Below are 12,170 nucleotides of genomic sequence, written 5' to 3'. Positions count from 1 at the left end.
TTATGCGCTGGGAATTTTCAGGTAAACCCTATTCTCGCAACTGCGAAGGATTGCGACCATGGTGTCGCCAAAAAAGCACACCCGAGCTGCCGCCCCAAAAAGAAGAGCCGCCATGCCGGACCTGGCATGGCGGCTCCAGACGTCGCCCGCTTCTGGGGGAAGGGTCAGGCGACGAGTTGACGCATCCGGCCGGTGGCGCCGAACAGTTCGACGGGCGCGCCGGTCCCACGACGGCGATCGACCCATTCGCGCAGCATTTCCGCGCAAGTATGGTCGATATGGCCGAGCCGTTCGACGTTCAGGATGACGAGACCCGCGGCCGGCAGCGCTTCCAGCTTCGCCGACAGCTTGGGCAGGCTGAGGAAGGTCGCGGTGCCGCGCAGCGCAACCTCATGCGCTTCGCCCCGGCTTTCTTCATCCACCTTCAGACGCAGGCGGGTGGCATGGGGCAGCAGTTCCAGCATTGACAGGCCGATGCCGACCAGCACGCCGGTCAGAAGGTCGGTCGCCACGACGCAAATCAGCGTCGCCCCCCACACGATCGCGGGCAGCGGGCCATAGAGGTGGAACAGATGCTTCACATGCGCGACGCTGACCAGGCGAACGCCGGTGATGACCAGGATGCCGGCGAGGGCGGCCATCGGGATTTCGCGCAGCAACCAGGGCAGCAGCGCGACGAAACCCAATATCCAGGCGCCGTGCAGGATGGTGGACAGGCGGGTCTTCGCCCCGGCCTGTACGTTGGCGGAACTGCGCACGATGACGCCGGTCATCGGCAGCGCGCCGGCAAAGCCGCACAGCAGATTGCCGACGCCCTGTGCGCTGAGTTCCCGGTTGTAGTTGGTGCGCACGCCATCATGCATGCGGTCGACGGCGGCCGCCGACAGCAAGGTTTCGGCGCTGGCGATGAACGCGATGGCGATCGCGGTGGTGATGACGGTCGGGTTGAGGAACTGCGCGAGCAGGCCCTGTTCGGGCAGGCTGATCGCCGAGACGATCAATTCGGGCACGGTTACACGCGCCACCGGCAGGCCGAGCATGAAGGCGACCAGCGTGGCCGCGACGACGCCGACCAGCGCGCCGGGCACTTGCTTCATCGATGCGGGACGGAATTTTTCCCAGCCCAGCATGCCGAAGATCGTGACCAGGCCGACGGCGAAGGCCGTGACCGTGTCGCCGTTCGACAGGCCGAAAATCTGGCCCGGCATGGCGATCAGATTGTGCAGACCACTGGACAGGGGCTTGTCGTCGAACAGGACATGGAACTGGCCGACCACGATCAACACGCCGATGCCCGCCAGCATGCCATGTACGACGGCAGGGGAAATGGCGCGGAACCAGCCGCCGACCCGCAACAGGCCGGCGGCGACCTGAATCGCGCCTGCCAGAATGAGGATCGGGCCAAGGGCCGAAAGCCCCTGTTCGCGCACGATTTCAAAGACGATGACCGCAAGACCGGCGGCCGGGCCGCTGACCTGCAACGGCGAACCGGCCAGCAGACCGACGACCAGGCCGCCGATGATGCCGGTGATCAGGCCCTTTTCCGGCGGCACGCCGGATGCGATGGCGATACCCATGCAGAGCGGCATCGCCACGAGGAATACGACGATCGACGCCGTGAAGTCGCGGCCCAGATTGCCGCCGGAAAGCGCTTTCAACATGATTTACTCCGCCGCTTGGGCATAGGCCGCTTCGCCGGCAAGGCGGCGGCCGTGGGAAAGAGCTACGGGCATATGTTCGCCTTCACGCAGCGGCGTGAAGCGGCCGGTTTCGCCGTCGAGGCCGAGCACCTGCCCGGCATGGATGTCGACATACCAGCCATGGAGCGCGATCTCGCCGCGGGCGATGCCCGATGCGACCGACGGATGGGTGCGCAGATGCGCCAGCTGCACCACGACATTTTCCAGCGCCATGTTGCGCAGCTTTTCCGCGTCGGTCAGGTCGGTGGGATAATTTTCGCGGCACACCTTCTGCGCGGCATGGCTGTTGCGCAACCAGGCGGCAACATTGGGCATGGACGTCAGGTCGGCGTCGGTGGCCAGCGCCTTCATCGCGCCGCAATCGCTATGGCCGCACACGATGATGTCGCGCACGCCCAGCACCATGACCGCATATTCGACCGTGGCGGTCACGCCGCCCAGCTGGCTGGCGTGCGGCGGCACGATGTTGCCCGCATTGCGGCATACGAACAGGTCGCCCGGCGCGGCCTGCATGATCTGTTCGGGCACGATGCGCGAGTTGGCGCAGGAAATCATCAGCGCCTTGGGGCTTTGCCCATGGCTGGCCAACTGATTGTACAGGGCGCTTTCCTTGGGGAACACCTTGGTTTCGAAGCTGAAAACACGACCGAGCAGCTCATTCATGGGAGCCTATCCTCTTCTCAATATGGCTGGTCAGGGGGCGGACCGGCTTATTGTGAAGAATAGAGGTCTGATCTTGCTGCAACGCAGCGGGATTGTTAAAAAATGTGTCTGAGCATTGCGCGACGCGATTGTGCAGGAAACTGCGGGAATCCGCGCTTTCGCGTGTCGAGCCACGCTGTCAGCGCCGGTCGACCACCGCGCTGAACATGTAGCCGACGCCGCGGACTGTAACAATCGGCGCGGCCCGTCCGCCCGCACCCAGTTTTCGGCGCAACCGGCTGACCAGCACGTCGATGCTGCGGTCGGATGACGGCGCATCGCGCACCCCGGCCAGTTCCATCAGCCGCGCCCGTGCGATCACCGCCTGCGCATGGTCCAGAAACACCGACAGCAACGCAAATTCGGCGGCGGTCAGCGCGATCGGTCCGCCGTCCGGATCGGTGACTTCGCGCCGGGCGAAATCCACCGTCCAACCATCGAACACCGCTATGGTCTGGCGGCGCAGGCTGAGCGCGCGCTCACCCCGCCCCCGGCGCAGCACGGCGCGCAGGCGGGCGGCCAGTTCACGCTTCGAATAGGGCTTGGCCATATAATCGTCCGCGCCTAGTTCCAGCCCGACCACCCGGTCGACCTCCGAACTGTTCGATCCGGCCAGAATGATCGGCACATCGCTGCGTTCGCGCACGTCGCGACACAGGTCCATGCCATCCGATCCGCGCAGCCCGGCATCCAGCACGAGCGCGCCGACGGGCGTCGTGGACAAGGCGCTGAAAATATCGTTGGCCGATGCTGCGGGCAGCACGCGAAACCCGGTCTGCTCCAGATATTCGCGCACCGTCTGCCGCAGATCCTGGTGCGTCTCGGCAATCAATATCAGGGGCGAACTCATCCGCCTTTGACGACGCTCTTCGCGTCCTGGCGGATCGTGACGGCGGCGGGGCGGATAGTGGCGGACGGGGTCAGCCTGTCGGACGCCGGGGTCTGGATCATGCGCGTCTCCTCTGCGACATGGGCGATCTGCGCCATCGGGGCCTTGCAGATACGAGCAATGGGAAGAGTAAGGCTGGCGGATGTCTCCCTCATTGACCCAGTGTAACAAATCATTGCCATGGCCAGGCTCAACCCTTCATTGCGCCGCGAGCAACATTGGATCGGACGCATCGCAATCCGTGCCATCCAGATGCGCGATCACCGCCGACAGCCACAGCGCGTCCCCGGCGGCGCGATGCCGCGCGACCACCCGACCGTCGGCAAAAGCGACCGCGGCAGCGACCTGCGCCGCGTTCGCGCCCTGCCGGTCGATCAGGGTCGAGACATGCTGGATCGTAAAGGGCGACGCTGCGCCCGCCGCGATAGCCAGCGTATCGAGCCAATATTGGTCGATCAGGCTGTCAGCTACCATGTGCCGCCCCTGCGTTGCGGCCGCCAGTTCGGCCAGCACGTCGGCGGCCGGTTGCCCGTCGCGCGCGATCCGCTCGCGGCTCAGGCCATGGAGCGCTTCCGCCTCCGCCGTCCAGTCCCATCCCGCCCAGCTGTCATGCGGCCGGATCAGCCAGCTGCGTGACAGGGTGCCCTCCGCTATCCCCACTTCGATCGGAAAGGATCGTCCGTGGCGCGGCAGGCAGGACGCTTCGAAATCAATGGTCATGATGGGCATGACGCGGCTCCGTAACTGTCGCGCGGCCTGCCCCCTCCCGGCATGGTCCGTGCGTATCGATGCGCCCCCTTTCCACCCGAACTATGTCAGACGAAAGTCACTCGCCACCCCCTTCAGCAAAAATCATATGCAATGCAGCCGGGATGCGGCGAAAGGCGAGACGACGTCGCCATCTTCTGCTAGGCGGCGGAAACCCAAGGGAAACATCTGCATGACCGTCGTTGCCGCCTATCTGTATCGCCATGGTCAGCGGGTCCGCCAAGTTGCGATCGACGAGCGGGTCGAGTGCGCGCCGGACAAGTCCGAATTCATCTGGATCGGCGTCGCCGACCCGACCGAGGACGAGATGCAGATATTGGCCCGCACCCACGGCCTGCATCCGCTGGCGGTGGAGGATGCGCTCAACGCGAACCAGCTGCCCAAGGTCGATATCTATGGCGACCAGCTGTTCGTGGTCGCGCGCACCGCCCATGTCGAGGGCGACACCATCTGCTACGGCGAAACCGCCCTGTTCGTCGGTCCCAACCACATCATCAGCGTCCGCCACGGATCGGCGCGCGCGCATCTGGCGCTGCGCGAGGAACTGGAGGCCGTGCCATCTCGGCTCGCCCAGGGGGTGGACTATGTGCTGCATGCCATCCTGGATTTCATCGTCGATGGCTATCTGCCGATCATCGAGGGGATCGAGGAAGAGGTGCTGGAAATGGAGCAGCAGATGGTCGACCATTTCCTGCGCCGCGAAGACATCACCCGCATCTTCAGCCTGCGCCGCCAGCTGATCCGGTTCCAGCGCATCCTGCTGCCCATGCAGGAGGTCGCGACCAAATTCGTGAAGATGGACCTGCCCAGCATCGACCCCGAAGCCCGCCCCTATTTCAGCGATGTGCGCGACCATGTGCGCCGGGTGCAGACCATGGTGGACGACCTGCGCGAAATCCTGAACAGCGTGTTCGAATCCAGCAACCTTCTGGAACAGCAGCGCACCGGCGAGATCACCCGGCAGCTGGCCGCCTGGGCCGCGATCCTGGCCGTGCCGACCGCGATTGCGGGGATTTACGGCATGAATTTCGAACATATGCCCGAACTCAAGACCCGCTACGGCTATTTCGTGGTGCTGGGCGTCATCACGGTCATCTGCGCGCTGCTCTACACCCGCTTCAAGAAGCTGAAATGGCTTTGACAGGCCATGGGGCGCTTGATCGAACCTTAAAAGGGTTCGCAAGACCGACCGGGCGCCCGGCGCTTGAGGGCTAAGACAAAGGTGGTGCACCCGACGGGATTCGAACCCATGGCCCTTAGATTAGGAATTTAATGCTCTATCCTGCTGAGCTACGGGTGCACTCAGCCAAGCGCTCTATTGCCAGCAGCGCGCCCGGTCAATTCTTCGCATGCGCATGCGGCCGCCTTAATTCTTCGCCTGGGGCGGGATGACCGGGAAGGGGAGCGGCGCAACCTCCACCCCTTCGGCGATCAGCGCCTTGGCTTCGGCCGGGGCGACTTCGCCATGGATGCTGGCGCGGTCCTTTTCGCCATAATGCATCGCGCGCGCCTGTTCGGCGAAATTGCGGCCGACCCAGGTGCTGTCCTGCAACGCCTTGGTCTGCGCTGTGGCGAGCGCTTCGACCAAGGCCTTCATCTTCGCCTGATCCACGCCGGCCATCGCAGGGGCGGTCGCTTCTTCGCGCGGGACGGCGACCGCGCGGCTGTTGCCCTTGGCGCCGACCGCAGGGGCCATCACCGCCTTGGTCACGTCCGCGTCGCCGCAGATCGGGCAGGCCAGCATGCCGCGCGCCTTCTGATCCTCATAATCCGCGCTGGACCCGAACCAGGCTTCGAACACATGGGCGTGGGATTGGCATTTGAGGTCGAACACGATCACGAAATTGTCACGTCCCTGGGTATCACACGGCGGTTGGCGAGCGCGGGCACGCGCCCGCGCACCTCCCCTATGCGCCCAAGATCGAGTTCCGCAAGCCCCAGCCCCGCAGGCGTCCCCATGTCGAGCAGCGTTTCGCCCCACGGATCGATCACCACGCTATGGCCATAGGTGGTTCGCCCGTCGTCATGCGCGCCCGTCTGCGCCGTGGCGATGACGAAGCAGCCCGCCTCGATCGCTCGCGCGCGCAGCAGCACATGCCAATGCGCCTGGCCGGTCGGCACGGTGAAGGCGGCGGGCGCGAGCAATATCGTCGCCCCCGCATTGGTCAGCGCGCGATAGAGGTCGGGGAAGCGCATATCGTAGCAAATGGAAAAGCCCATCCGGCCCCAGGGCGTGTCGACCGCGACCACCTGCTCTCCCGGCCCATAGACCGCCGATTCGCGCCAACTCTCCCCCGTCGCCAGATCGACGTCGAACAAATGGATCTTGTCGTAGCGCGCGCGGATGGCGCCGCTGTCGTCGATCAGGAAGCTGCGATTGGCCCAGCGCCCATCGGCGCGCTCGTCCTTCAACGGCAGCGATCCGATATGCACCCACAGCCCCTCGCGCGCCGCCGCGTCGCGCACCGCGGCCAGCACCACATCCTCCGCCTCGCTGCGCAGCGTGTCCGCCGCCCGCTGCCGGTTGCTGTCGAGATAGCCCGCCATTTCGGGCGTGAAGAGCATGTCCGCCCCCTCGCCCTTGGCGCGCTTCACCATCGCCACGATGGCGGTGGCGTTGGCGGCGGGATCGATCCCGCTGGTCATCTGGAACAGGGCGGCGCGCAGCGTGCCGGTCACAGGCCGAGCAACGCGTCCAGCTTGCCCGCACGGTTGAGCGCGGACAGGTCGTCACTGCCGCCGATCATTTGCCCGTCGATGAAGATTTGCGGCACGGTGCTGCTGCCCGGCGCCCGTTCCTGCATTTCGTCCCGCTTGGGGCCGCCCATGCTGATATCATATTCCTCGAACGCGACGCCTTTTTCGGTCAGCAGCGCCTTTGCCCGTGCGCAATAGCCGCACCAGGCCTTCGTATAGATTTCGACATTCGCCATGATAGCTCCTTTCCCTGGAAAATGGGGGATCGCGCCGCTTTGTCAATCCATGGCGTCCGGCAGGACGCGCGCCCAGCAGAGCAACCGTACCGCCGAAGCCCCGCCGCCTTTCAGCGCACGCGTGCAGGCCGCCGCCGTCGCGCCGCTGGTATGCACGTCATCGATCAGCAGGATGCGCCGTCCCTTCACCGCCTGCGCATCGGCCAGCGCGAAGGCGCCGCGCACCGCCTTCGCCCGCGCCGCCGGGTTCATGCCGCGCAGCGGGGCGGTGCGCTTCACGCGCAGCAGGGCGCGCTTGTCGACCGGCCATCCGGTCAGCCGCCCCAGATGATCGGCGATCAGCGCCGCCTGGTTGAATCCGCGATGCCACAGCCGCCAGCGGTGCAGCGGCACCGGCACGATCAGCGCCGCCTCATCCCCGACATGGCGCAGCATCTGCCGCGCGATCAGCCGCGCCAGCCCGATGCGCCGCCCATATTTCAGCCGCAGCGCCACCGTGCGCGCGACATCGCCATAGGCCAGCACCGCCCGCGCGCCGTCCCAAGCGGGCGGGTCGGCCAGGCATGCGCCGCATTGCGCCTCCTCACCCATATCATGCGCGAAAGGGACGCCGCATCGCGCGCAACAGGGGTCACCCAGAAACGCCATCCCGCCCCAGCAGGACAGGCAGAAGGCGAAATCCTCCCCCACGATGGCGCCGCAGCCGGGGCAACGCGGCGGCAGCGCGTAATCGACGGCCGGGCGCAGGACATGCTTGAGAAGCGGGGCGAGCGACATCATCTGCCTTGTCCGCACTTCCCGCCCGATGCACAAGGCCCACCATGGATTCCCGCCCCGACATTTTCGACCGCGCCCGCCGCGCGCGCCATCGCGACCGGATGCTGCCCGCCTTCGCCGATCACGACTTCCTCTATCGCGCGATGCTGGACGAACTGCTCGACCGACTGGGCGACGTGCAGCGCGACCTGCCCGAAGCGCTGGTGATCGGCTGCCCGGACGGCAGCGCGAAGGCGGCGCTGGAGGCGATGGGCAAGCGTGTCGCCTGCGCCGATCCCGGATTTCTGGCGGCCAGGGCAGCGCATGGCGTGCAGGCGGACGAGGATGCCCTGCCATTTGCCGACGACAGTTTCGATCTGGTGATCGCCTGCGGCACGCTGGACAGCGTCAACGACCTGCCCGGCGCGCTGATCCTGATGCGGCGCGTGCTGCGACCCGATGGGCTGATGCTGGCGGCGTTCACGGGTGCGGGCAGCCTGCCGCGCCTCAAATCCGCGCTGCTTGCGGCGGAAGGGGACCGACCGGGCCAGCATGTCCACCCACAGGTCGATGTGCGCTCGGCGGGCGATCTGCTCAGCCGTGCGGGCTTCGCCATGCCGGTCGCGGATGGGGAGACGCTGACCATCCGCTATGGCGACATCATGCGCCTGATGCACGACCTGCGCGGCATGGGCGCTGGCAATGTGCTCGACACGCGCGCGCCTGCCCTGACGCGCGCTGTGCTGATGCGCGCAGCGAGCCACTTCGCGGACGCCGCCGATCCGGATGGGCGCACAGCGGAGCAGATGGCGCTGGTCTATCTGTCCGGCTGGAAACCCGATCCCAGCCAGGCTGCCCCGGCGAAGCGCGGCAGCGCGACGGTATCGCTGGCGGCGGCGTTGAAGGGGAAGGGGTGATTGGCTCTATGCCCCGGCATGTTGGGGCTGAGCCTGTCGAGGCGCTTTGTTGATTTGGCAGGGGTGCGCCAGTTTTTGCCACTCGCTTGTAATTTCATTGCGCTGACAAGCGGACGTTCACGCCTAGCACGTCATAACCCACGCAGGCGGTCGCCTGTCGCGCTGATTTCATAACAGCCTGAACTCACCGATTCGGATAAGTTGACGAGTGATGGCCACAGCGTCAGCAGTCGCGCTGCGATACGCTCCGTTGGCCATTTGGCAACCGATGATGATGGAAAAAATCCGATCAGGCCGGAGGCTAAGAATAGCTGCCGAGACGGACGCTTCTTCGCAATATTGCGATCTCCAGTCAGCACGCACCAGCGTCCTTCCTGCCCGAGCATCTTGATCCAGTCTTCGTCGGAAAGGTTACCTCTCCCAAATTTGTCCCTAATGTGGATGACGACATGGTCGTCATCAAAGAACGCGCCCAGCCCTCGGGCAAGGCGTGGAGGCAGGTTGTTATCGACTAGGAGCTTCACGCTGCTCTGCGATTGCCGATGCTGACCTCGTAGGCAATCGCATCACGAATTACGCGTGGTTTGATCTCATAAACCTTCGCTGCTCGATCCACCGAACCTTCTGCCTCTACAATCTCAACAATTCGTGCAGTGGAGATCCCATGATCCGCCAAGATCGGTTGGCCGAATGAACGAGTGGGGTCTGCCACAACCGTCCTCTTGCCATGCAGCAGCCACCAGCGCTCTGCGCCAGTCGGGCCAAAATCCAAATCCTGTAGGCTTGGCTCTATTACCCTTTTAAAAACACCTTGGCTCTTGCGAAGGTCGATGAAAACTGGCTCATCGAGGTTACGGGTTATCTCAAGAAAGATCGTCTTTCCATCGGTCTTGAACTGTTGCGTCGAAAATGGACGCTCATCGCCTACAATCTCTCGGGCGCGTTCGATGCACTTCCTGATCGTAGGTAGGCCGATACGCTTCTCGCGCAATGCGTTAACAATTCTCGCTTCAATGAGGTCGCGAAACCCTAGTAGAACGCCGTCTTCGTCAAGCGCATATTGTGAGCGCCATAAGGCTTCTTCTGAACGACCATCATGTGCATAGCCGAGAACCCACCGACGCAGCGTAGCGGGACTCATCCCGACCATCCGGGCCGCCTCCAGTGCGGTATATACGCCTATGCCAAATTCAGCGGTTTCCATGTTGGCTGTATAGCCACAGCGTTTACTGAGCGCAAAGTGCTTTGGTTGCAATTGGCTTCTGCGTAGTTCGCTGGCCGCGCTGCCTCAAGGTAACGGCGTCTCGACCTTCAGGCAAAGCAGATATTGTGCCCGCCGGTAAGCGGACCCTCCCTCACCGGCCAAATGCAACCTTCTGCCACCTGTCCTACTCGAAAACCCGATAGTAACATTCGCAACCGCTCCTTCTCACCATCGGCATCTCCAACCACACACAGCGCACGGAAATTTCCTACCTGCCTCACAATATTTCAATATCAGCGGGAAATATGGGAAGTTAAGCGGCGCATTGCCTATTTCACGCCCGTGCCGCCTCTACCGCCAGTTCCCCCACGATCGGCCCGTCATCCACAGCCCGCGACGCCCAGCCGTCGTCGCCATGCCGATATTCCACATGGCTCGCGCGGCGGAAGGCGGCGCCGTCCCAGACGATCACCTGCAACTCCATTTCGTTGTTGCGGCGGACGTGGAGCCAGTTGAAGCTTTGCGGTTCGGCGTTGCGCAGGCGGGTCGATGTCGCCGTGCCCGCCTGGATCACCAGCGCGCCGCCGCTATGTTCGACCATCTTCTGCGCCGACTCCGCATAGGTGCGGTGGAAATGACCGGCCAGCGCCAGATGCACCCCGGCCTCGCACGCGGCCTTCACCGCATCGTCATGCTGGCCCACCGCCTCGCTCAATTCCCCGCCCCGGCCGATCGGCATGGAAAAGAGCGGATGGTGCGTCACCAGGATGCGGGTCTTGTCGGGCGCAACCCGGGCGAACCGATCGCGCAGCATGTCCATCTGGTCATGATTGATCCGCCCGTCCTTGATCGTCAGCGACCGGGCAGTGTTGAGGCCCAGGATCGCGACCTCGCCATCCTCGTAAAAGGGGCAGATGTCGTTGCTGATATAGCGTTTGTAGCGCGCCAGCGGCCGCGCGAAGCGGCGCACCACGTCATAGAGCGGCACGTCGTGATTGCCCGGAATGACCAGCGTCTTGAGGCCCGCAGCGTGCAGCCGGTTGAGCCAGGCGGCGGCCTGCCGGAACTGCGCCACCCGCGCCCGCTGCGTGAAATCGCCGCTGATGACGACCAGGTCGGGCCGGCGTTCCTCCAGCCAGGCGGTGGCGGCGTCGACGATCTTGGGATCGTTCGCGCCAAAGTGGATGTCGGACAGATGAGCGATGCGGGCCATGTCAGGGTAACGAATCCATGGGAGATGGTTTCCCCTGCGCTTTCCCATGCACCCGAAATCGATTTGGCGGAGTTATTGCGGCATGGAAACGAAGCCCCTTCCCAAGGACGCCATATTGGTCGTCAACGCCCACAGCCGCCGCGGACAGGATGTCTTTGCGGAGGCCAAGGAAAAGCTGGAGGCGGCGGGCGTCAGGCTGATCGCCGCCCATGCGGTGGAAGATCCCGAGCAGATGGCGGCCACGGTGCGGGACGCTGTCGCCAGCGGCGCACCGATGGTGATCGTGGGCGGCGGCGACGGCTCCATGTCGGGCACGGTGGACGAACTGGTGGGCAAGGATTGCGTGTTCGGGGTGCTGCCGCTCGGCACCGCGAACAGCTTCGCCCGGACATTGGGCCTGCCGCTCGACCTGGATGGCGCGGTGCAGGCGATCGCCAAGGGCAGGCGGCGCCGGGTCGACCTGGGCATGATCGACAATGATTATTTCGTCAACGCAGCCTCGCTCGGCCTGTCGCCCATGATCGGGCGGACGGTGCCGCATAAGCTCAAACGCTATCTGGGGCGGGTCGGCTATCTGATGTGGGCGGTCAAATGCTCGGTCGGCTTTCGCGCGTTCCGCCTGACGATCGACGATGGCGTGAAGGAACGGCGCATGTGGTCGACGGAGGTGCGCATCCTGAACGGTCCCTATCATGGCGGGGTCGAACTGTCCGACCATGCCGACGTCGATACCGGGGAAATCGTGGTGCAGGCCGTGGTCGGGCGCAGCAAGCCCCGTCTCGCCTGGGACTGGTACGCCAAATTCGTCAAGCTGCGCGATCGCGACGCCCATACCGAGGAATATCACGGCACGACGTTCCGGATCGACACCGTGCCGCGCCAGCGCATCTCCATCGACGGCGAAGTGCTGGCCAAGACGCCGGTGACGGTGAAGATCGCGGCGGGCGCTGTCGAGGTCGCGGTGCCGGGGAGATAGCTAAGGAGTTCCCAGCGCAGGCCAGGGTTCAGAAGCCGCGTGCGCCCGTCTAGAACTCTGGGCCCCGGCCTGCGCCGGGGAACAGGCCTGAAGTGTAATCGCCCTATCGCGG

General features: G+C 64.6%; 15 protein-coding genes and 1 tRNA gene. 3 read left to right on the top strand and 13 right to left on the bottom strand.

Annotated features, from left to right (window positions below; translation table 11 throughout):
* Positions 1-164 precede the first annotated feature (164 nt).
* The 5 genes from U5A82_RS08165 to U5A82_RS08145 form a co-directional block, all read right to left on the bottom strand.
* Entirely contained in the window at positions 165-1,661 is a 1,497-nt protein-coding gene (locus U5A82_RS08165; protein ID WP_326290041.1) for a SulP family inorganic anion transporter, read from the bottom strand.
* Between the two features lie 3 nt (positions 1,662-1,664).
* Positions 1,665-2,363, bottom strand: a complete 699-nt coding sequence (locus tag U5A82_RS08160) for a carbonic anhydrase (RefSeq protein WP_326290040.1) — start codon at positions 2,361-2,363, stop codon at positions 1,665-1,667.
* Between the two features lie 178 nt (positions 2,364-2,541).
* Positions 2,542-3,252, bottom strand: a complete 711-nt coding sequence (locus U5A82_RS08155) for a response regulator transcription factor (protein ID WP_326290039.1) — start codon at positions 3,250-3,252, stop codon at positions 2,542-2,544.
* The gene (locus U5A82_RS08150; protein ID WP_326290038.1) at positions 3,249-3,389 is read right to left on the bottom strand and encodes a hypothetical protein; all 141 of its coding nucleotides are present in this window, start codon (positions 3,387-3,389) and stop codon (positions 3,249-3,251) included. Before U5A82_RS08150 ends, U5A82_RS08155 begins: the two co-directional genes overlap by 4 nt.
* A 100-nt stretch (positions 3,390-3,489) precedes the next feature.
* Complete coding sequence (locus U5A82_RS08145; RefSeq protein ID WP_326290037.1) at positions 3,490-4,020, bottom strand: 3'-5' exonuclease; 531 nt, start codon at positions 4,018-4,020, stop codon at positions 3,490-3,492.
* 211 nt (positions 4,021-4,231) lie between these two features.
* Here U5A82_RS08145 and U5A82_RS08140 point away from each other — a divergent pair, with 211 nt between their 5' ends.
* Positions 4,232-5,200 (top strand): magnesium and cobalt transport protein CorA, encoded by a 969-nt coding sequence (locus tag U5A82_RS08140; protein WP_326290035.1) that lies wholly within the window; start codon positions 4,232-4,234, stop codon positions 5,198-5,200.
* Between the two features lie 82 nt (positions 5,201-5,282).
* Here the strand turns inward: U5A82_RS08140 and U5A82_RS08135 are convergent.
* From U5A82_RS08135 to U5A82_RS08115, 5 genes are all read right to left on the bottom strand, one after another.
* Positions 5,283-5,359: transfer RNA gene (locus U5A82_RS08135), tRNA-Arg, on the bottom strand.
* 66 nt (positions 5,360-5,425) lie between these two features.
* Positions 5,426-5,899, bottom strand: a complete 474-nt coding sequence (locus U5A82_RS08130) for a DUF1178 family protein (RefSeq protein WP_326290034.1) — start codon at positions 5,897-5,899, stop codon at positions 5,426-5,428.
* Positions 5,896-6,726, bottom strand: a complete 831-nt coding sequence (locus U5A82_RS08125; RefSeq protein ID WP_326292878.1) for a carbon-nitrogen hydrolase family protein — start codon at positions 6,724-6,726, stop codon at positions 5,896-5,898. The genes U5A82_RS08130 and U5A82_RS08125 overlap by 4 nt, the downstream gene beginning before the upstream one ends.
* Positions 6,727-6,734: 8 nt before the next feature.
* On the bottom strand, positions 6,735-6,992 hold the full coding sequence (gene grxC, locus U5A82_RS08120) for a glutaredoxin 3 (RefSeq protein ID WP_326290033.1): 258 nt from the start codon (positions 6,990-6,992) through the stop codon (positions 6,735-6,737).
* A gap of 42 nt (positions 6,993-7,034) precedes the next feature.
* Entirely contained in the window at positions 7,035-7,772 is a 738-nt protein-coding gene (locus U5A82_RS08115; protein ID WP_326290031.1) for a ComF family protein, read from the bottom strand.
* Positions 7,773-7,813: 41 nt separating this feature from the next.
* On the opposite strand from U5A82_RS08115, the gene U5A82_RS08110 reads away from it, so the two are divergent.
* Positions 7,814-8,665, top strand: a complete 852-nt coding sequence (locus tag U5A82_RS08110) for a methyltransferase domain-containing protein (protein WP_326290030.1) — start codon at positions 7,814-7,816, stop codon at positions 8,663-8,665.
* 131 nt (positions 8,666-8,796) lie between these two features.
* On the opposite strand, the gene U5A82_RS08105 is transcribed toward U5A82_RS08110, so the two are convergent.
* The 3 genes from U5A82_RS08105 to U5A82_RS08095 all read right to left on the bottom strand — a co-directional run bounded on the left by U5A82_RS08105 (position 8,797) and on the right by U5A82_RS08095 (position 11,082).
* Positions 8,797-9,189 carry a PIN-like domain-containing protein gene (locus tag U5A82_RS08105; RefSeq protein WP_326290028.1) on the bottom strand — a complete coding sequence of 131 codons (393 nt, stop codon included), beginning with the start codon at positions 9,187-9,189 and terminating at the stop codon, positions 8,797-8,799.
* Complete coding sequence (locus U5A82_RS08100; RefSeq protein ID WP_326290026.1) at positions 9,186-9,869, bottom strand: DUF433 domain-containing protein; 684 nt, start codon at positions 9,867-9,869, stop codon at positions 9,186-9,188. The genes U5A82_RS08105 and U5A82_RS08100 overlap by 4 nt, the downstream gene beginning before the upstream one ends.
* Before the next feature lie 334 nt (positions 9,870-10,203).
* The gene (locus U5A82_RS08095; protein ID WP_326290024.1) at positions 10,204-11,082 is read right to left on the bottom strand and encodes a metallophosphoesterase family protein; all 879 of its coding nucleotides are present in this window, start codon (positions 11,080-11,082) and stop codon (positions 10,204-10,206) included.
* 82 nt (positions 11,083-11,164) lie between these two features.
* Here U5A82_RS08095 and U5A82_RS08090 point away from each other — a divergent pair, with 82 nt between their 5' ends.
* On the top strand, positions 11,165-12,058 hold the full coding sequence (locus U5A82_RS08090; RefSeq protein WP_326290022.1) for a diacylglycerol/lipid kinase family protein: 894 nt from the start codon (positions 11,165-11,167) through the stop codon (positions 12,056-12,058).
* Positions 12,059-12,170 lie beyond the last annotated feature (112 nt).

The sequence above is a fragment of the Sphingobium sp. CR2-8 genome (assembly GCF_035818615.1).
GTDB lineage: Bacteria > Pseudomonadota > Alphaproteobacteria > Sphingomonadales > Sphingomonadaceae > Sphingobium.
Note: the sequence above shows the minus strand (reverse complement) of the source record. Positions and strands in the feature narration are given on the sequence as shown.

What these genes read in the sequence shown, in the direction of transcription:
- U5A82_RS08165 (WP_326290041.1), bottom strand. Translation starts at nt 1,661, where the DNA reads ATGTTGAAAGCGCTTTCCGGCGGCAATCTGGGCCGCGACTTCACGGCG.
- U5A82_RS08155 (WP_326290039.1), bottom strand. Translation starts at nt 3,252, where the DNA reads ATGAGTTCGCCCCTGATATTGATTGCCGAGACGCACCAGGATCTGCGG.
- U5A82_RS08115 (WP_326290031.1), bottom strand. Translation starts at nt 7,772, where the DNA reads ATGATGTCGCTCGCCCCGCTTCTCAAGCATGTCCTGCGCCCGGCCGTC.
- U5A82_RS08095 (WP_326290024.1), bottom strand. Translation starts at nt 11,082, where the DNA reads ATGGCCCGCATCGCTCATCTGTCCGACATCCACTTTGGCGCGAACGAT.
- U5A82_RS08100 (WP_326290026.1), bottom strand. Translation starts at nt 9,869, where the DNA reads ATGGAAACCGCTGAATTTGGCATAGGCGTATATACCGCACTGGAGGCG.
- U5A82_RS08160 (WP_326290040.1), bottom strand. Translation starts at nt 2,363, where the DNA reads ATGAATGAGCTGCTCGGTCGTGTTTTCAGCTTCGAAACCAAGGTGTTC.
- U5A82_RS08090 (WP_326290022.1), top strand. Translation starts at nt 11,165, where the DNA reads ATGGAAACGAAGCCCCTTCCCAAGGACGCCATATTGGTCGTCAACGCC.
- U5A82_RS08150 (WP_326290038.1), bottom strand. Translation starts at nt 3,389, where the DNA reads ATGGCGCAGATCGCCCATGTCGCAGAGGAGACGCGCATGATCCAGACC.
- U5A82_RS08140 (WP_326290035.1), top strand. Translation starts at nt 4,232, where the DNA reads ATGACCGTCGTTGCCGCCTATCTGTATCGCCATGGTCAGCGGGTCCGC.
- grxC (WP_326290033.1), bottom strand. Translation starts at nt 6,992, where the DNA reads ATGGCGAATGTCGAAATCTATACGAAGGCCTGGTGCGGCTATTGCGCA.
- U5A82_RS08145 (WP_326290037.1), bottom strand. Translation starts at nt 4,020, where the DNA reads ATGCCCATCATGACCATTGATTTCGAAGCGTCCTGCCTGCCGCGCCAC.
- U5A82_RS08110 (WP_326290030.1), top strand. Translation starts at nt 7,814, where the DNA reads ATGGATTCCCGCCCCGACATTTTCGACCGCGCCCGCCGCGCGCGCCAT.